The 20,061-nt window shown below is 42.9% G+C and carries 15 protein-coding genes; 12 read left to right on the forward strand and 3 right to left on the reverse strand.

Annotated features, from left to right (window positions below; genetic code table 11):
- The first annotated feature begins 119 nt into the window (after positions 1-119).
- The 8 genes from AB4482_RS04835 (at position 120) to rmf (ending at position 13,934) form a co-directional block, all read left to right on the forward strand.
- Positions 120-4,961 carry an NAD-glutamate dehydrogenase gene (locus tag AB4482_RS04835; RefSeq protein ID WP_372180603.1) on the forward strand — a complete coding sequence of 1,614 codons (4,842 nt, stop codon included), beginning with the start codon at positions 120-122 and terminating at the stop codon, positions 4,959-4,961.
- A 330-nt stretch (positions 4,962-5,291) separates the two neighbouring features.
- The gene (gene pyrD / locus AB4482_RS04840) at positions 5,292-6,302 is read left to right on the forward strand and encodes a quinone-dependent dihydroorotate dehydrogenase (RefSeq protein WP_372132547.1); all 1,011 of its coding nucleotides are present in this window, start codon (positions 5,292-5,294) and stop codon (positions 6,300-6,302) included.
- 206 nt (positions 6,303-6,508) lie between these two features.
- Entirely contained in the window at positions 6,509-7,057 is a 549-nt protein-coding gene (locus AB4482_RS04845) for a cell division protein ZapC (protein WP_017063848.1), read from the forward strand.
- Between the two features lie 507 nt (positions 7,058-7,564).
- Positions 7,565-9,685, forward strand: coding sequence for a bifunctional 23S rRNA (guanine(2069)-N(7))-methyltransferase RlmK/23S rRNA (guanine(2445)-N(2))-methyltransferase RlmL (rlmKL, locus tag AB4482_RS04850; protein ID WP_372180604.1), 2,121 nt, complete (start codon positions 7,565-7,567; stop codon positions 9,683-9,685).
- Between the two features lie 25 nt (positions 9,686-9,710).
- Positions 9,711-9,971 carry a glutaredoxin family protein gene (locus tag AB4482_RS04855; protein ID WP_019823251.1) on the forward strand — a complete coding sequence of 87 codons (261 nt, stop codon included), beginning with the start codon at positions 9,711-9,713 and terminating at the stop codon, positions 9,969-9,971.
- On the forward strand, positions 9,949-11,865 hold the full coding sequence (locus tag AB4482_RS04860) for an ABC transporter ATP-binding protein (protein ID WP_108020679.1): 1,917 nt from the start codon (positions 9,949-9,951) through the stop codon (positions 11,863-11,865). The genes AB4482_RS04855 and AB4482_RS04860 overlap by 23 nt, the downstream gene beginning before the upstream one ends.
- Positions 11,866-11,874: 9 nt before the next feature.
- Positions 11,875-13,599 carry a DUF3466 family protein gene (locus tag AB4482_RS04865; protein ID WP_372180605.1) on the forward strand — a complete coding sequence of 575 codons (1,725 nt, stop codon included), beginning with the start codon at positions 11,875-11,877 and terminating at the stop codon, positions 13,597-13,599.
- Positions 13,600-13,760: 161 nt separating this feature from the next.
- Positions 13,761-13,934 (forward strand): ribosome modulation factor, encoded by a 174-nt coding sequence (rmf, locus tag AB4482_RS04870; RefSeq protein ID WP_017059676.1) that lies wholly within the window; start codon positions 13,761-13,763, stop codon positions 13,932-13,934.
- Positions 13,935-14,186: 252 nt separating this feature from the next.
- On the opposite strand, the gene fabA is transcribed toward rmf, so the two are convergent.
- Positions 14,187-14,702 carry a bifunctional 3-hydroxydecanoyl-ACP dehydratase/trans-2-decenoyl-ACP isomerase gene (gene fabA / locus AB4482_RS04875; RefSeq protein WP_017059675.1) on the reverse strand — a complete coding sequence of 172 codons (516 nt, stop codon included), beginning with the start codon at positions 14,700-14,702 and terminating at the stop codon, positions 14,187-14,189.
- Positions 14,703-14,772: 70 nt separating this feature from the next.
- Entirely contained in the window at positions 14,773-16,425 is a 1,653-nt protein-coding gene (locus AB4482_RS04880) for an AAA family ATPase (protein WP_371724606.1), read from the reverse strand.
- A 189-nt stretch (positions 16,426-16,614) separates the two neighbouring features.
- On the opposite strand from AB4482_RS04880, the gene matP reads away from it, so the two are divergent.
- From matP to AB4482_RS04900, 4 genes are all read left to right on the forward strand, one after another.
- On the forward strand, positions 16,615-17,070 hold the full coding sequence (gene matP, locus AB4482_RS04885; RefSeq protein WP_017059673.1) for a macrodomain Ter protein MatP: 456 nt from the start codon (positions 16,615-16,617) through the stop codon (positions 17,068-17,070).
- 23 nt (positions 17,071-17,093) lie between these two features.
- Entirely contained in the window at positions 17,094-17,402 is a 309-nt protein-coding gene (locus AB4482_RS04890) for a DUF3634 family protein (RefSeq protein WP_017059672.1), read from the forward strand.
- 105 nt (positions 17,403-17,507) lie between these two features.
- Positions 17,508-17,819, forward strand: coding sequence for a hypothetical protein (locus AB4482_RS04895; protein WP_017059671.1), 312 nt, complete (start codon positions 17,508-17,510; stop codon positions 17,817-17,819).
- A 144-nt stretch (positions 17,820-17,963) separates the two neighbouring features.
- Positions 17,964-19,184: a hypothetical protein gene (locus tag AB4482_RS04900; RefSeq protein ID WP_372180606.1), complete on the forward strand. Its 1,221-nt coding sequence runs from the start codon at positions 17,964-17,966 to the stop codon at positions 19,182-19,184.
- A 100-nt stretch (positions 19,185-19,284) separates the two neighbouring features.
- Here AB4482_RS04900 and AB4482_RS04905 read toward each other — a convergent pair whose 3' ends face one another.
- Positions 19,285-19,887: a DUF2971 domain-containing protein gene (locus AB4482_RS04905; protein WP_372180607.1), complete on the reverse strand. Its 603-nt coding sequence runs from the start codon at positions 19,885-19,887 to the stop codon at positions 19,285-19,287.
- Positions 19,888-20,061: the final 174 nt, after the last annotated feature.

Consider the following 20,061-nt stretch of genomic DNA (forward strand, 5'->3'; position numbering starts at 1 on the left):
AATGAATGCATTACCTTTGCTTAACTCGTTAGTAGAAAAGAGCTCAACGGCACGTTTCAAACACCAGATTAAGTGATCCCCCTAATAATAAAATACAATTCTAATTGTGGAGTGTGACTATGACCGCACGTGAAACTGTGGTTCCAGTTTTACTTGAAAAAGTTTACAAGCTGATTCAAGACAAACTTGACCTTGCTCATCGACCTCTCGTAACTCAACTTGCTCAACACTTGTTTAGTAACGTTTCTCACGACGATCTGACTCAGAGAAACGAATCCGATTTATACGGTGCTGTAGTTAGCTTATGGCATCACATCAATGAAAAGAAAGCCGACGAAATCTCTGTACGCGTTTTCAACCCGACGGTAAGTCGTCAAGGTTGGCAGTCTACTCATACTATCGTTGAGATAGTCGTTCCAGACAGCCCATTCCTTGTTGATTCCGTAAAAATGGCACTTACTCGCCTAGACCTTTCTTCTCACCTTATGCTTCATAACCCAACACAAATCTCTCGCTCAGATAAGGGCAGTGTTGTCGGTGTAAGCAATAACGAAGGTGCATTCCAATCGCTTTTCCATATTGAGGTTGACCGTCTGAGCAGTAAAGCTGAAATGACAGCTCTTAAAACGGAGCTACTGGATATCTTTACTGATACTGGCCTTGTTGTTAATGACTGGCTAAAAATGGTTGAAAGACTGAAAGAAGTCACCAACCAAGTTGAAAAGCAAAAAGAGACGATTCCGGTAGACGCTCAACGCTTCGATGAAACGCTGGCTTTCCTTCGTTGGTTAGGCGAACACAACTTTACGTTTATGGGTTACAAGGAATACGATCTTGTGTCTGTAAATGGTGACACTGAACTGCAACCGACCAAGGAGCAAGGTCTTGGTTTGTTTGCGAACTCAGATCGTGTACGTAACGTTAAGCTATCTGAGTTTTCTGATTCGGCACGTCTTGAAGCGAAAAAGCCTTATGTGCTTATCGTAACCAAGGGCAACACGGCTTCACGCATTCACCGCCCAGCTTACAACGATTACATTGGTATTAAGAAGTTCGATAAGAACGGTAAGGTCATTGGTGAGCACCGCTTTACTGGTCTTTACACATCTGCCGTTTATAACCAAACCGTTGAAACGATTCCTCTTGTTCGCGAGAAAGTAGAACGTATTTTGGATGCGAGTGGTTACCGTGAAGGTTCATACTCTTACAAAGCGCTGCACAACATTCTTGAAAACTACCCACGTGATGAACTGCTGCAAGCTCGAGAAGAAGAGCTACTAGAAGTCGGTACGGGCGTAGTACAAATGCAAGATCGCGATCTCCTGCGTTTGTTTGTTCGCAAAGACCCGTTTGGTCGTTTCTTTAGCTGCATGGTTTACGTAACAAAAGATCGTTACAACACTGAGCTTCGTCGCCAAACACAGCGCATCTTGAAACAGTACTTTGGTTGTGAAGAAGAGGTTGAATTTACAACGTACTTCTCTGAAAGCCCGCTAGCAAGAACGCACTATATTGTTCGTGTTGATAACAACAACATGGATGTGGACGTGAAAACAATTGAGCAAAATTTAATGGAAGTATCGTCTACGTGGGATGACCGTCTGTCTGAATCTATCATTGCAAACTTCGGTGAAAGCAAAGGTCTTCCATTGTCGAAAGAGTACATGCGTGCATTCCCACGTTCGTACAAAGAAGACATGATGCCAGGTTCTGCTGTTGCCGACATTGAACGTTTAGAAGCGCTAAGTGAAGACAACAAACTGGGTATGCTTTTCTACCGTCCTCAAGAAGAAGCGGCAGATTCAAAAGCCGTTCGTTTGAAGTTGTTCTATCACAGCGATGAGCCAATTCACCTTTCTGATGTTATGCCAATGCTTGAAAACTTTGGCCTACGCGTTATCGGTGAATCTCCATATGAAGTGCGTAAAACCAACGGTGTGACCTATTGGATCCTTGATTTCTCTATGCTGCACAAGAGCGATAAGACCATTGATCTTCGTGAAGCTCGCGATCTTTTCCAACAAGCCTTTGCGGCAATCTGGGCGGGTGAGTTAGACAGCGATGGTTTCAACCGCTTAGTACTTGGCGCTGGTCTTTCTGGCCGTGAAATCTCAATCTTACGTGCTTATGCTCGTTACATGCGTCAAGTTGGTTTCCCATTCAGCCAACAATACATTGAAGACACATTGTCTCATTACCCAGAATTAGCGAAAGGGCTAGTGAGCCTATTCGGCAAGCGTTTTAACCCGAAACTGAAGGGCAGCGTAAAAGGCCAACAAGATCTTATTAAGAATATCACTGAACAGTTGGATCATGTAGAAAGCTTGGATGATGATCGTATCATTCGTCGCTACATGGAAATGATCACTGCAACGCTTCGTACTAACTACTACCAAGTAGACGAGAATAAGCAGTCTAAACCTTGGTTGGCTCTGAAAATGAGACCAAGCGAGATTCCAGATATCCCTGCGCCGGTTCCTGCGTTTGAGATCTTCGTTTACGCACCAGACATTGAAGGTGTGCATTTACGTGGCGGTAAAGTAGCACGCGGTGGTTTACGTTGGTCAGACCGTCAAGAGGACTTCCGTACTGAGATTCTAGGCCTAGTTAAAGCGCAACAAGTTAAGAACACGGTTATCGTACCGGTTGGTGCTAAAGGTGGTTTCGTTTGTAAGCGTCAACACATGATGTCTGGCCGAGACGAGATCTTTGCTGAAGGTCAACGTTGTTACAAGCGCTTCATCCGTGCATTGCTAGACGTTTCAGACAACATCATTGAAGGTGAGGTTATCCCACCTAAGAGCGTTGTTCGTCACGATGAAGATGACCCATACTTGGTTGTTGCAGCCGATAAAGGCACCGCGACATTCTCAGATCTAGCGAACTCAGTAGCTGAAGAGTACAACTTCTGGCTAGGTGATGCGTTTGCATCGGGTGGCTCTAACGGTTACGACCACAAAGCCATGGGTATCACGGCGAAAGGTGGCTGGGAATCGGTTAAACGTCACTTCCGCGAAATGGGTATTAACTGTCAAAGCACAGACTTCACTGCCATTGGTGTGGGTGATATGGCGGGTGACGTATTTGGTAACGGTATGCTGCTATCTAAGCACATTCGCTTGCAAGCTGCGTTTAACCACATGCACATCTTCATTGACCCGAATCCAGAATCAGCATCAAGCTGGGTAGAGCGTGACCGTCTGTTTAATCTGCCTCGTTCAAGTTGGGAAGATTACAATAAAGACCTGATTTCTCAAGGTGGTGGCATCTTCTCTCGCCGAGCGAAGTCTATCTCTTTGACACCTGAAATTCAGAAAATGCTGGGTACCAAGAAAGCATCAATGGCACCAAACGACTTGATCAAAGCGATCTTGTCTATGAAAGTTGATCTACTTTGGAACGGCGGTATTGGTACTTACGTTAAGTCTTCTAGTGAGACTCATACCGATGTGGGTGACCGTGCAAATGACGTGCTACGTATCGATGGCCGTGACCTGAAAGCTAAGGTTGTTGGTGAAGGCGGTAACTTGGGTATGACTCAATTGGGTCGTATTGAATACGCTCTAACGGGCGGTCGAGTTAATACTGACTTTGTCGATAACGTTGGTGGTGTAGATTGCTCGGATAACGAAGTTAACATTAAGATCTTCTTGAATGGCTTGGTGTCTAATGGTGATCTTACCGTTAAGCAACGTAACCAAGTTCTTGAATCTATGGAAGATGAAGTAGGTGAAATCGTACTAGACGACGCTTACTGCCAAGCTGAGTCTATCTCTGTTACTGAGCATCAAGGTGTAGGCTTAGTGAAAGAGCAAATCCGCTTTATCCACACAATGGAAAAAGCCGGGTACTTAGACCGTGGTTTGGAATACATCCCAGATGACGAAACGCTGCTAGAACGTGAGAAGCAGGGCCAAGCACTAACAAGACCAGAGCTATCAGTATTGATCGCTTACGGTAAAATGGTTCTAAAAGAAGATCTTGTGAGTGATGACATTGCGAATGATGAGTTCCATACTCAACAACTGATGCAATACTTCCCAACAGAGTTACGCCGTAACTACTCTCAGCACATGGATAACCATCCACTTCGTGCAGAGATCATTGCGACTGCGCTTGCTAACCAAATGGTTAACGAGATGGGCTGTAACTTCGTGACTCGCTTGCAAGAAGAGACGGGCGCGAACATTGTTGATATTGCGAATGCTTACGCGGCATCACGTGAAATCTACGGCCTGGGTAAGGTATTGAAGAGCATCCGTGAACTGGACAACATCTCAAGTTCTGAAGCTCAATACGAATTGCTTTACCATGTACGTCGTACGCTTCGTCGTCTAGCACGCTGGTTGCTAAGAAACCGTACCGGTAAACAGTCAGTGAATGCATTGATTGAGCTTTACCAAGGTGATGTCGTCGCAATTACTGAGAAGCTGGATGAAAACCTAGTGGCTTCAGAAGTAGAAGAGCATCAAGCAATGGCTCAAGTATGGATTGACCAAGGTGTAAACGCTGAGCTGGCTAATTCAGTGGCTCGTTTGTCTAGCCTGTACTCAGCACTGGATATATCTACAGTGGCTCGTGAAACAGGTAAAACAGTACAGCAAGCGTCTAAGCTTTACTTCAACCTAGGCGACCGTTTGTCACTGCACTGGTTCTTGAAGCAAATCAATGGCCAAGCTATAGACAACAACTGGCAAGCACTGGCGCGTGCAGCATTCAGAGAAGATCTGGATTGGCAGCAACGCCAGTTAACTGGTCAAGTACTTAACTGTGGTTGTGCTTCAGATATCGATGTGATTAAAGCGCTTGATGACTGGATGGAAAGTAACTCTGTTTCTCTACATCGTTGGGAAAGCATCCTAAACGAATTCAAAGTAGGTTCTGTTCATGAGTTTGCTAAATTCTCAGTAGCACTGCGTGAATTGATGCTGTTGAATCTAAACTGCATGTCAAAAGACTAGTTACTAGATAAGACGAAAAAGTATAAGGGCAGGCCAAAAGGTCTGCCTTTTTCGTTTCGGTAAAGTGGAAACAATAGGCCTAACGACTTTTGAAGAACAAACTTCGACGCAAACGTTGTTTGTTGTTAAGTGACCTGATGGCTGTACTAAGGTTGAGATTAGAAATGGCTTAATAACTTGAAGAAACGATAACGTTTGCTTAATAATGAACCTCATTCGTTAGCAAACTTGATTATCTTACCCTTACAGACAGTAATAGATTGAATAGTTGGGTAAATAAGTAAATAATAGCGCCCCGTTTACACGGGGCTTTTTTCTATCGGAGGCACAATGCTTTACCGTCTAGCCAGAACTGGCTTTTTCCAACTTGATGCCGAAAAGGCACATGATCTTGCAATTCAAAATTTCAAGCGCTTCACAGGCACACCTATTGATCTTTTGTATCGCCAACAATTACCTCACCGACCTGTAGAGTGCATGGGTCTTACTTTTAAAAACCCAGTTGGCCTTGCTGCTGGCCTAGATAAAAACGGCGAATGTATTGATGCATTTGGCGCAATGGGTTTTGGTTTCGTAGAAGTAGGAACAGTGACTCCACGCCCGCAAGCGGGTAACGACAAACCTCGTTTATTCCGTCTTGTTGAAGCTGAAGGTATCATCAACCGCATGGGTTTTAACAACCTAGGCGTCGACAACCTTGTTGAGAATGTTAAGAAGTCGAACTACGATGGCATCTTAGGCATTAACATTGGTAAGAATAAAGACACACCAATTGAAAAGGGCGCTGAAGATTACTTGATCTGTATGGAGAAGGTATATCAATACGCTGGTTACATTGCTGTGAACATCTCTTCACCAAACACTCCAGGACTTCGTTCTCTACAATACGGCGAAGCTCTAGACGATCTATTGTCTGAACTTAAAACGAAACAATCTGAACTGGAAGAGAAGCATGGTAAATATGTTCCTCTTGCTCTTAAGATTGCTCCGGATCTAAGCGACGACGAAATTCGCCAAATTTGTGAATCATTGATCAAAAATAAGATCGATGGTGTGATCGCAACAAACACGACATTGGATCGTTCAATCGTTGAAGGTATGAAACATTATGATGAAGCGGGTGGCCTAAGTGGACGTCCTGTTCAATCTCGTAGTACTGAAGTAGTTCGTAAACTTTATCAAGAGCTTGGTGACCAACTGCCGATCATCGGGGTAGGTGGTGTTGATTCGTATGTTGCTGCAAAAGAGAAAATGATGGCAGGCGCTAAGCTTGTACAAGTTTACTCTGGTTTCATTTACAAAGGTCCAGGCCTTGTAGGTGACATCGTTAAAAATCTTTAAACGGCAAGACGCTTTTATTTCTGAAAAGCGACAATCTGGCATCGTCTTAATAAAAGAGACACTGTAGCTCACTGAGTTGTAGAGAAAAGCGACAAGAAAGAGGAATTCATTTCCTCTTTTTTTTTGCCTATTGCTCAGTAAAATTACTGTAATTGAAGGTAATTTTGCGTTTTACCTAATGGAATGGTTCAACAGTGTGAGACGAAATGATGCTTAAACCTAGCGATACATGGAGTTGGTATTACGATGAGCAGCAATGTTCATTAATGCTAAACCTCGGAGAGGATATGATTTTCAAAACGAATCTGGTCCGCAATAAGCTGGTGGACTGCGCGTTTCGAGATAATGAATTCACCGTTGATGACGCATCTTCATACCAAACCTTCAAAGAACAAATTTCTGGCTTAGAACTGTCTGAGCCTCGTCAAGCTGAATTAGCACTCTATTGTGTGGCAGCAAAGCGTTTCCATAAGCCTGTACAGCCTAAGAGTTGGTTCTTCGACTCACAAGGTACTGGCCATGAATACCCTCAAGAAGGGGATATTGTACAAATGAATAACGAGCATAGCTTAGGGTATTTCATTGTATTAGAAGTGGGAGAGTGTGCGAGCCTATGTGCATTTGTTGACCTAGAAGAGTTCCTGTTAACGCCTTCAAAAGGACTGCGATTTGGAGACTCAATCAAGGTGATGCACGATAGAATGGTAGACGCGAACGCTATCCTTCATCAGACACACATAGCGATGGTAGGTTAACCTCTAATCTAGCACATCATTTCAACCACGCATCGCAGCACACAAACGTATAAACCTTCCTCAGAATCGGCTCATTAGCCGATTTTTTTGTGCCTAAAAAACCTCATCCTGATAAATACATCACGGCTTAACCATTTAAATAGTGAACTTACGACTATTTTTTCACCTTAATTTCTGCCCGTTTTCATCGCCAGAAGAGTAAATCTACCGTCTTTATTCCCTGTTTTTGGTCTTTTGTAGTTAAATTTCATCAATAAATCTCATTTGGTGTATACCAGTTTTGAGGTGAATATAAATTCACATTGCTACTTTGGTTAATAAGTGGTCAGAAATGAAGTTGGTTTGATAGGTCTTATGTTCTAAGGGGATGTGGGTAAGCGATCGCTTCAAGACTGTGCATTTGCTAGCCAGTTAGTCGAAAGATTCAATGAAAAGACGTGTTTAGTGTGATGCTCTAGTTACAAATTCAGGTATAATCGAACTCATTTTTATCAATAAAAGAACACTATGAATCAATATCTAGCGGTTACCTCAAACGGCCTTGAGAATTTATTAGTTGAAGAACTAACCCAACTAGGGATTACAAACGCAAAACCTGTTCAAGCAGGTGTTAAATTCAAAGCGACCAATGAGCAAATTTATCGTTGTTGTTTGTGGAGCCGTTTGGCTTCTCGATTTGTACGTGTCCTTTCTGAATTCACTTGTATGGACGACATGGATTTGTACCTATCAACCACTGCGGTTAACTGGGTAAATCAATTCCATAGCTCTAAGCGTTTTGTTGTTGACTTCAATGGTACGAACAACGAAATCCGTAATAGCCAATACGGTGCGATGAAAGTAAAAGATGCCGTTGTTGATTGCTTTGAGAAGAAGTCTTTACCTCGTCCTTCTATTAGCAAAGAGAACCCAGACATTCGTATCCACGTTCGTTTACACCGTGATAAAGCGATTCTTGGTGTTGATATGGTAGGTAGCGGTCTTCACCAACGTGGTTACCGTCCTGAATCAGGTCGAGCACCACTACGTGAAACTCTTGCTGCCGCGATTCTTCTTCGTAGTGGTTGGGACGCAACTAAGCCTTTCCTAGATCCAATGTGTGGTTCAGGTACGTTAGTGATTGAAGCGGCGATGATGGCTGCAAACATGGCTCCAGGTGTTAAACGTCAGAAGTGGTGTTTTGAATCACTAGAAGATTTCGAGCCTGAGCTTTGGGCTGAAGTTAAAGCAGAAGCGAACGTCCAAGGCCGTCGTGGCGTTAAGAAAGTAGAATGTAAGTTCTATGGTTACGACAACGATGAGCGCATGATCAAAACAGCGCGCGATAATGCTCGCCGTGCTGGTGTAGAAGATTTGATTGAATTCGAAGTAGGTGATGCAGCAAAACTTAAACGCCCTACGGAATTTACGGATGGTGTGATTGTGTCTAACCCACCTTATGGTGAGCGTTTAGGGACAGAGCCTGGTCTTATTGCACTTTACACCGCATTCGGTGCACAGCTTAAAGCTGAATTTGGTGGCTGTAACGCATCTATCTTCTCTAGCTCAGACGAGCTACTAAGCTGCTTACGCATGCGTGCAGATAAACAGTTCAAGTTGAACAACGGTGCGTTACCGTGTCACCAAAAGAACTACTCAATTTCAGATCGTCCGATGTCAGAGCGTCCATCAGGCGAGCAAGAACAATTGATTGCACCTGATTTCGCGAACCGTCTTAAAAAGAACATCGGTAAAATTGGCAAGTGGGCTAAGAAAGAGCAATTAGATTGCTACCGTATCTACGACGCTGACCTACCAGAATACAATGTAGCGATTGATGTATACCCAGGTCACCTTGTGATTCAAGAATACGCAGCGCCTAAAGATGTACCGGAAGAGAAGGCAAAACGTCGCTTAACCGATATCATCCGTGCTTCTATTCAAGTAACAGGCGTAGAAGCAAACAACGTTGTGCTTAAAGTTCGTCAGAAACAGAAAGGCCGTTCTCAATACCAGAAATTGGCTCAAGACTCATCGAACTTAGAAGTGAACGAGTATGGCGTTAAGCTGATTGTTAATCTTCATGATTACCTAGATACCGGGTTGTTCCTAGATCATAAGATCACTCGTCGTCGTATCGGTGAGATGGCCGCAGGTAAGGATTTCCTAAACTTGTTTGCTTATACAGGAAGTGCATCTGTTCATGCTGCTGTGGGTGGTGCTCGTTCTACAACTACTGTTGATATGTCTAATACCTACCTAGAGTGGGCGAAAGAGAACATGGAGCTTAACGGTCGTGTTGGTCGTCAACATCAGTTTGTTCAAGCTGACTGTCTACAATGGCTAGCTAAAGAGCAGGGTTCTTATGATCTGATCTTTATCGATCCACCTACGTTCTCTAACTCAAAGCGTATGGATCAATCTTTCGATGTTCAACGTGATCACATTCAGCTGATGGAAAACCTTAAACGTCTTCTTCGTGAAGAAGGCACGATTGTGTTCTCTAACAACAAGCGTCACTTCAAAATGGACTTGGAAGCTCTAGATGAGTTAGGTCTTAAGGCTCAGAATATCTCAGCGAAGACACTTCCATTGGACTTCTCTCGCAATAAGCACATTCATAACTGCTGGTTGATTACACATAAGTAGTTAAGAGATCGTATAAGGATATATAGTGCTGACTCTCTACAGTACAGAAGGGTGCCATCTATGTGAGATGGCATTCCAACTCACGGAACAGTTAAACATTAGCCATCACGTCAACGTTGTTGACATTGCATTTGATGATGAGCTCTTTTCCCGTTACGGGGTCACTATTCCGGTGCTCAAATTTGAAAGCTCTGACCTTTCTCAAAGCTCAGAGCTTAACTGGCCATTTGGCTTGTTAGAACTTAATGATTGGTTAAAGAAGAATGGCATTACTTACAATTCATAATGGGCAATTAGCGTTTGGCGATCACCCGTTATTAGATCGTGCGGACTTCGCACTGCAAGAAAACGAACGTGTGTGTTTAGTAGGGCGCAATGGCGCTGGTAAGTCTACGTTGATGAAAATCCTGTCTGGGAACATCATCATGGACGACGGCAAGATGCAAATCACACAAGATGTGGTTGTATCTCGCCTTGAGCAAGATCCACCGCGCAATGAGCAAGGTACCGTTTATGATTACGTTGCTGGTGGCCTAGCGGAAATCGGTGAACAGCTGAAGATCTATCATGATCTTCTGGATCTCATCGGTACTGACCCTAGTGAAAAGAACCTAAATCGTCTTACTCGTGTTCAAGAGCAATTGGATCATGCGAATGCATGGCGCTTTGAAGATCGCGTAAGCAACGTATTGGCTGCACTTAAGTTGACAGCTGAAACAAAGCTGACTGATTTATCTGGTGGTTGGCAACGTAAAGCGGCGCTTGCTCGTGCGCTTGTATGTGACCCTGACGTGCTTCTACTTGACGAACCGACTAACCACTTGGATGTTGCGACCATTGAATGGTTAGAGGGTTTCCTGAAAGACTTCCGCGGTTCAATCATCTTTATCTCGCATGACCGTGCGTTCATTAAATCGATGGCAACACGTATTGTCGATCTTGATCGCGGTAAATTGAGCTCTTTCCCGGGTGATTACGAAAACTATCTTGTTGAGAAAGAAGAAGCGCTTCGTGTTGAAGAGATGCAGAACGCTGAATTTGATAAAAAGCTCGCTCAGGAAGAAGTATGGATTCGTCAAGGCATTAAAGCTCGTCGAACTCGTAACGAAGGCCGTGTACGTGCGCTTAAGAAGCTACGTGAAGAACGTTTGAACCGTCGTGAAGTGCAGGGTAAAGCTGTTATCCAAATCGACGATGGCCAGCGTTCAGGCAAGATTGTATTTGAAGCTGAGAACATTAACTTTGGCTTCGAAGGCAAAGAGATTGTTAAAGACTTCAGCTTCAACATCATGCGTGGTGATCGTATCGCTCTGATTGGTCCTAACGGTTGTGGTAAGAGTACGGTACTTAAGCTGCTGCTTGACCAGCTTAAGCCTGATTCAGGTCGTCTACATTGCGGTACTAAGCTTGAAGTCGCTTACTTTGACCAATATCGTGAAATTCTAGATCCTGAGAAGTCTGTAATCGATAACTTAGCGGATGGTAAGCAAGAAGTCACTGTAGGTGGCCGTGAGCGTCATGCACTAAGCTACTTACAAGATTTCTTATTCTCTCCAAAACGTGCTCGTACTCCTGTTAAAGCACTATCTGGTGGTGAGAAAAACCGTCTGTTACTAGCTCGTATCTTCCTTAAGTCGAACAACTTATTGATTCTCGATGAGCCAACCAACGATCTAGATATCGAAACTTTGGAACTTTTAGAAGATTTGCTTGCCAACTATCAGGGTACGCTTCTTTTAGTGAGCCACGATCGTCAGTTTGTTGATAACACGGTTATGACAAGTTGGATCTTTGAAGGTAATGGCGTTATTGAAGAATTTGTTGGTGGTTACCACGATGCTCAGCAGCAAAGAAAACAAGCATTAGAGTACCGACAGGTTGAAAAGCCATCAAAGCCTGAGAAAGTAGTTGAGGAAACTCCCAAAACTGCGCCAGTTAAGGCTAAACCTAAGAAGTTATCGTATAAGCTACAACGAGAACTAGAAGCGCTACCAATGCGTTTAGAAGAATTGGAAACTCAAATTGAAACTCTTCAGGAAGAAGTCAACGATCCAAGCTTCTTTTCAAAATCTGTAGAGCAGACACAACCAGTATTAGATAAGCTATCTGCAGCAGAGCAGGAGCTTGAAGTTGCTTTTGAGCGCTGGGAAGAGCTCGAGGCACTACAACAGGAAAGTTAAGAAGTAATAATGACTTGTACTAAATTCAAATTAACAACTGTTGCAGCCCTAGTTTTGGCTGCAACTAATGCCAACGCTGCGCTTTACAAGGTAGTTGAAGTAACGCCTTCAATTACTGGTGCGTCAGAGATATTTGGTGTCGCGATTCAGCCTGGTGTTGCAAAGGATGCTGGTGGTGTAGTACTTGCGAAAGGGTGTTTTGACGCTACCGCAACTAACTGTGCTGATACGACATTTAAATTAGCTGGTGAAACTCGCAATACGGTCGAGGCTGTAAGTTATCGCGAAGAAGTGCCTTTTGCCATGGATGCTCCGTTCCAATACATTCAAGAGTTCGATGATTTCGAAAACTATTGCTACCGAGAACTAGGATATTCTACATGTGAAAGCTGGGCGCAAAACCGTTGGAACGATACTTGGAGTAAGGAAAGAAATGACCTTACTTACGTCAATGCAAAAGCATTTGTAGAAGGTGGTGATACTTTTGACACTCGTAATACGGTAATTAACTCTCTAGATGATAATGCTCAACCGCTAGGTGTTAAATCTGAAGGCGACATTCGCAATAACGCGTTGTTTACGACGACAGCGAAACCTACCGGATCTTCTGAAACGCGTGCATGGCGAGCGATAACGGTAAGCGGTACTGTTTATAACGTAGGTAGTGTATCTACGGAAGGGCCTAAGACAGGCACATCGGATACAACATTTAGTTCAAAAGCAGCAATCTGGGATGGAACTGATACAAAGGAAATCGATTGGGTTAGAGGTGGCAACGCCCAACAAGGTGACTACTTTGCCCAAGGCAGCATGCGGTCAATTGCAATTGATACGTCAAGCTCTGTTTTTTATGGTGTAGGCTATAACACAGTTGATGGTAGTGGCGATCTTCAAGACATGAACGCTAGTGTCTTTGTGAGTGACTCATTAGATATTTCAGGTTCTTGGACAACGAAAGTTATTAGTGGTGCAGAAGTTAAGTCAGGCTCGTCTAACGATGATGCTAGATACAGTAACTCAGTAGCAACCGATATTAACGACAACTTGTTTGCAGTTGGATATTCAAAACGTAACGGTTATGTTCCTGAAAATGGTAGTGCCGGTAATAAGCCTTTTATTGTAACGGATGCTAAAAACCCAACAGCAACGTATTTGTCTGGCGGTATCTTCTTCAGTGGCTCAAGCGGTGAAGCTAAAGCGGTAAATAATTACAATGAACTTGTTGGCCAGATCGATGCGGAAACGACGCGTGAAGTCGATGGCAGCGAAAGAAGACACAGAGGCTTTATTTACCCTTACGATCTCCCGTCTTCAACTGATGAACGCCGTGTTGATATTTTTGGTGGTAAAGCATGGTGGTTAGATGACTTAACAAATGATGGTGATGCGTCTAGTCACAATAACCAATTTAGAATCATTGATGCGACGGATATCAATGATGCTGGCGTGATTTCAGCAACGGCTATCAAATGTACAGTCGACGGTAATGATAAGCCTTATGACACAACATCACACAACTCATACTGTGGTGGTGCCTCATCTAACGCAGTCGAAAAGGTTGTAGCTGTTAAGCTTATCCCAATCAAGGGAGCAAGGTATGACACTGGCTCTGACATTGATAGCGTAGTAACTCGTAGCACCGACACCGAGAAAGTTGAGCGCCAAGGTGGTAGCCTAGGTTGGTTAACTTTGACTGTGCTTGGTCTATTAGGGTTCCGCAGAAAATTTAAATAATTTTATCTCCTGAGCCCGAGTTCACAATTCTGAACTCGGGCTTTTTTTCACCTTGAGAAAAGTGAAAATTTGACCGATTCTTAAAGTTGGAGTCACAAAAACTCCGTAAAGTTGTAATCATTGTATGTTAGTAAATGTAACACCCGTATGAGGACTGCACTATGAAGAGACAAAAGCGTGATCGACTAGAACGAGCACAATCTCAAGGCTACAAGGCTGGTTTAAATGGACGGTCGCAAGAAGCTTGCCCATATAGCCAAATGGATTCTCGGTCTTATTGGTTAGGTGGATGGCGTGACGCCAAAGATGACAAGCAATCAGGTCTCTATAAGTAGATAGGGCGTAAAGAATTCAAGGTCAGGGCTCCATTGTCTGTTGATTACAACGGCTGGAGCCTTGTTAGTTTCAGAACAACACAAAGACTCCCAGAGCTATGTAGCATTCTAGTTTCGCTATCATAAGCGTATCGCTGGTGGATTTATCCTGTTTCAAGCTTAATACGGGATACTTTAATGCACTATAACTAAATTTATTGGAACGAAAATAAAGCAGCCATGGGCTGCTTTACTAAAAATCTAACTATTAGATTAGAATGCTGACGTATCTTGGAAAAGGCCAACTTTCAAATCTTTAGCAACGTAGATCTCTTTACCATCAACAAGTACGCGACCATCCGCAAGGCCCATAACTAGACGACGGTTAACAACACGCTTCATGTGGATCTCGTAAGTTACTTTTTTCGCAGTAGGTAGAATTTGACCAGTGAATTTCACTTCGCCAACACCTAGAGCACGGCCTTTACCTTCGCCGCCAACCCAACCAAGGTAGAAGCCAACAAGCTGCCACATTGCGTCAAGACCTAGACAACCAGGCATTACTGGGTCACCCGGGAAGTGACAATCGAAGAACCATAGGTCAGGAGTAATATCCAGCTCAGCAAGAACTAAACCTTTACCGTAATCACCTTCAGTTTCAGACATCTTAGTGATGCGATCCATCATTAGCATGTTCGGTGCTGGTAGTTGAGGGCCTTGTGGCCATAGTTCGCCTTGGCTTGATGCTAGAAGCTCTTCGCGAGTGTAAGAATCACGTTTGTTTTGCATTATCAATTACTCCGATTTTTGATAGGTGCATATTAGTGAACAGGTGTACGCTAAACAAGTCCGATCAGTACTAGACAAACCAGTTTTTAATGCGTCCAACGATTCCAATAGGGTGCTCATGTCTTTCAAAGTTTTCAATACGTTCCGCGATTTTACTCAGAACGCTTTCTTGTTCATCGTCTCTAAATGGTTTGTTCATAATGAGAGGAATTGCTTCGTCTACATTAGACACAGACCAAATATGGAATTCTTCATTCTTAATGCTTTCAATAAGGTCAGGCTTTAGTGCAAGATGCCTTAAGTTCGATCTTGGAAGGATCACACCTTGTTCGCCTGTTAAGCCGTTGTGCTTACACACATGGTAGAAGCCTTCGATTTTCTCGTTTAGCCCGCCAACAGCTTGCACACGTCCAAATTGGTCAACTGCACCTGTAACCGCAATTTGTTGATTGATAGGGTATTCAGACAAAGCACTAACCAGAGAACACAACTCCGCAAGAGAAGCACTATCGCCATCTACTTCGCAGTAAGACTGCTCAAATACTACGGAAGCTGCGTATGGTAATGGATCTTCAAGGTTTAGTGCGCTGCTCACAAATGCTTGCATGATCATCATGCCTTTAGCATGAAGATTACCACCCAGCTCGGCTTTGCGCTCAACATCGGCAATATCACCATCACCAAAGTGAATAACACAGGAAATTCGTGCAGGTTCACCATACGATATTGGGTGTCCCGGTACATCGATGACCGTCAATCCATTAACTTGACCAACTTGTTCACCTTCAGTTTCGATAATGACTTGGCCATCACGAATATCATCAAGGGCGCGTTCTGGTAGATAAGATTCACGGTTGTATTTGTGCTGTTGAGCTTGCTGGATATGGTGAATATCAATCTCACCATTGTCGGCTTCAATCAAAGCTTCGTTCAATAACGCGTTGTGCCAAATAGGGCACAGTGGGATATAGCTTTGATCTTCGGTTTCTCTTGCTCCGGCAGTAAGAATGCCAGTCAACGCTTGTTGCGTGATGTTTGGTAATTCATAGCGTTGTTGAAGCCACTTAAGGTAACCAAGATATTGAGTCAGAGTGTCTTCTGAGAGCTTAATGTCCTGTTCAATTTCGCTGAATAGGCAAAAACCGGTTTGAATATCGCTGTCTAGGTAATCAAGGTCACCTAGTTGAGCTCTGTCTCCAACCACAATCAACTTAATGTTGTAAGTCAAAGGCAAAGTCGGGGATTGGTTCAAGTGCTCTGGATTACTGCTGATTGGTTCTACGGCTTCACCAAGCAGTGCTGATTTAAGCAGTAACCAGCTTCCTGGGTTGGCCAAGATCAAGTTTGCTGAAACGATCAGATAGCCGTTGTTTGCTCTAGCCAGTAGGCCGGGCTTTGTCGCTACAACCTTACCGTCTTTTGACTGAACTTGGTCAAACAGAGAGACAGCATTTAAAGACTCAGTTTTTATAACCGGTAGAGTGTGATCATCTAAAGCAGTGACTAGAGATTCAACAATCATTTGACGATAGATCGAATTGTCTGGAGCGTTTACCAGTAAAACGCGCGAAAGGTTAGACAAGCGAACAAAGCGGGTTAGCGCATCTTTGAATCTATGTTGAATATCTGAAAACGGGAAAGGCGAGATGTCAGGGAATTGCTCTAATTGAGCGCTATATTCGTCGTACTGAGGCGTAACATGTCGCCAATCTACTTGAGTCATTTAAGTTTCTGATTATGATAATGAGGTAGGGAGTATATAGAAAAACCGATCTCGCTTGTAGCTCTATGTTGTAGTTACTAATCACTAAGCTAATATAAGTATGATCTTGGTCTATTCTTTCAAGATCATAATTGTTAAATAGCCTATTTTGGGTTACGCTGTCACTAGGATTAACTCTCGAGATTAGACATGAAATATCAGCAACTTGAAAACTTGGAATGTGGTTGGAAATGGAACTATCTGGTCAAAAAATGGAAAGAAGGCGAGTCGATCACCTGCCACATAGATTCAAGTGAAGCTGATGTTGCTGTTAAAGCCTTATTGAAGCTTGAACACCAACCTACAGGTGTCCTTGAGTGGATATCTAACAACATGTCTCCTGAGCTCGATAACAAGCTTAAACAAGCGATCAGAGCTAAGCGAAAACGCCACTTCAATGCTGAACAAGTTCATACAAAGAAGAAATCAATCGACCTTGATTACCGTGTATGGGAAAAGCTATCTCAACGTGCGAACGAGCTAGGTTGTACGCTCTCAGATGCCATCGAGTATTTGGTTAGCGAAGCGTCTCGTAGTGAGCAGGCCAGCAAGACGGTGACTAGCCTCAAAGAAGACTTAAGCAAGCTCCTTTCTGACGATAAATAACCATCAACAGTAGTGGTGACATTATGATGTACGTAATCTTAATCGGTGCGGTATTAGTTTTTTGGTTAGTAGCAGTCGACCGACCGGTATTGAAAATTAAATTTAGCGACGGGGCGATCGAACAAGTTAAAGGGCATCTTCCACCGAGCTTTAAGCACAACCTTCAAGAGATTGGTCATAACAATACCTTTAAAGGCGAGCTAAAAGTGTATGCAAAACGTTCTGGTTACAATCTCAAGTTCACTAAAGATGTTCCTAAAAACGTACAGCAACGTATTCGTAACGTGTTCCCGCATAATGGTTTTAAGTCTAAAGGCTCAAAGAAAGCGTAATCGTTGAGAGTTACGCGTTAGCTGGTCAATCCTCATACTAAGTTAATCCTTCATTTCTCTTAAATCTCCGCATACTGTTCTCACCCTCAACAAAGAGAGAGCAGTATGAGATATCTAGTATTACTATTATGTTTTTTATCCCCAGTCGCTTTTCCCGACGATGCATTGGTTAATCCTGTAGCTAAAAAGATAAAAGTCACCGTCATGAAAGGGCTCAACAAGAGTAATGTTGATTTCGAGGGTTATTGCGATCTGATGATTGAGATGAAGCACTCTAAAGGTTACGCAAGAATCAAAAAGGTGAGAACGTCTGGAGATAGTAAAGTTTGCAAGCAGGCGAAAAAACACCTACCGACGAAGAAAAGGTTCAAATACAGCTTTCCAGAAAAGTATATCCGGCTACATATCACACACTAGCCACTCTCAACGCACTATAACTAAATATCCTTAATTTTATTGAAACAATTTCGTGAACCAATCTCTAATTTCTATTAATATTAGTTTTGTTATAAAGGCAGGATATGCCGATACAAGAGCATTTACGGCAAAGGAAAGTCACGGTTGTTGTTAGCAAATAAAAGTTATACCTCTGAAGTAGTTGAGATCTCAAGGAAGGTCTCAATCAATGTTGAAGCTCGCTTTAATCGATGGTTAATCTCACCTGAATATAAGCTCGCACAATCTACAGTAGACACGTTACTAAGTTTGGAAAATAGGTATTGTGATAGTGTCATATTTGATGAATCTGACCGCATATCTCACAATCAACGTATTTTATTGCGCTGCGAGCAGGATAGAGTCAATGCTCATCGTGAAAAAGTCGACGCGAAGCAACAAACCTTACGATACGTTATCGATGATGTCAGCAATGCCGCTTCTGCGCTAATGCTTGAGAAGCTTCAAGGTACCTTAATAAGTTCGTTGTTTTCAGACTTACCCGATTACAATCAGTTCGCTAGTGTTGCGTATTCGCCATCTTTAAACTTTTCCAAACTCCATGAAATATCCGCGAAAAGTAGGCCATTGAGCTCAAGTTTAATCGAGTTTGTTTCCAATCAAGAGTTTTCAGAGAAATATGGAAAGAAATCTAAGGTAATTCTCGATCCAAAAGTTGCAGCACGACAAATAGGAATAGAAAATTGTCGTTTATTGTTCCCATTGTTAATGAGTCAACAGCTGATTAAGTGGAATGATGGCAACATTAAACACATCACACCTAAGGTTTGGCAACACTTGGTCGTGACGTCAAATGCGACTCGAATTCGACTTCAAGAAACGTCGGTTAAAGATCCTAACGTAGGCATTTTACTTGGTGTGTTGAGAGTTCTGCCTTTGTTTTTAATTTGTAACCACTTTTCTTCAACGTTTGAAGACGCATTGGTAAAAACGATGCTTGGTTATCGTGAAGCAAGTGACAAGCATGACGAATATTATGCTTGTACTGAGGTGATGCCAAACACACAGTTTCTTGAATCAATGGTCGAGCAGCTAGAGCTTAAGCTACTAAAAAACCTCGTTGAATTTATAGATTGGAGCCCTGGAAATCAGTTCATCAAGAGGGCACTTCTAGAGGAAGTGAATGACATTCCAGTACTTGAGCGAACGGTTTATGGTGCAGCTTTGGCTCAAGGTAGAAAATATTCTGTTTTCGAGGCGTTAGATAATAGTGAACTATTTAACGTTAAGCACCGACCTTATTGGTTTTCAACTGTTCAAATGTCTATCGCGACGATTGAGCAGATGCAAGATAAAGGATTGGGAAAGCTTACGGTGAACATGTAATAAAAAGAGAGAGTCTCATTAATGTCGCTCTCTTTTTTGTTGCGCTGTAACTTTATGTGAATGTCTTGTTTTGGCGCTAAACAGTAGGATTACACTCTACTTAACTGACCACTTCGAAGGTAAACGACTCTTGCTTTGCTATTGCGTGTTTAACAGGGATACCAAGGCGCTGGCAAGTCATCAGAACTTTCAATTTCCTGTCGGCAGGAGCGTGCTCTGACAGAATCACCGAGCTTAGGCACTCTCTATTAAGGTAGAGTTTATTTCCGATCATCTCGTCATCAGGTAATACCCAGCGGTATTCCTTTTCATAACGCCAATTAGAATGCTTAATTTTGAATATCTCAGCTCCCAGTCTTGATGTTTGTAAACCTCTTAGCGATGCCGGGCGGAACATATTCGGTTCGTCTTCATACTGGACTTCAAAACAGTTGAGATTGGCCTCGCCGTTATAGCAGTTGAGATCATACTCGATACACATGCCTTTAAAGTTGTCACCATACTGGGACCATAGTATTGGGTGGTCGCTCGACTGAGAGAAACACATGATCTTAAAGTTTTGTTGAAGCTCTTTGTTGAACACGTGGTTAGATTCAAAAGGGTTATTAAAAGTTTTAGCGTAATCGAACCACAGCGAACACTCGGCAATCGACTGTATGTTTCTATCATGGAGGGATCTGAACTTATAAAGTTTAGGCAACATATCAAACACCTAGTTTACAAAATTGCCTGATGTTAACACTTTAATTCATAGCTGATACCTGAATGCATAGCATTTGATTGCCTAATCACCAAGTTTATTCGTATAACTGTTTGATAGATCAAAATTTAAACACGAAATAGTAGCCTGTTAAAGTGGTTTATTTTGCGTTAGGGC

It is taken from the genome of Vibrio sp. 10N.222.55.C7 (assembly GCF_041473335.1).
Taxonomy (GTDB): Bacteria; Pseudomonadota; Gammaproteobacteria; order Enterobacterales; family Vibrionaceae; genus Vibrio; species Vibrio crassostreae_C.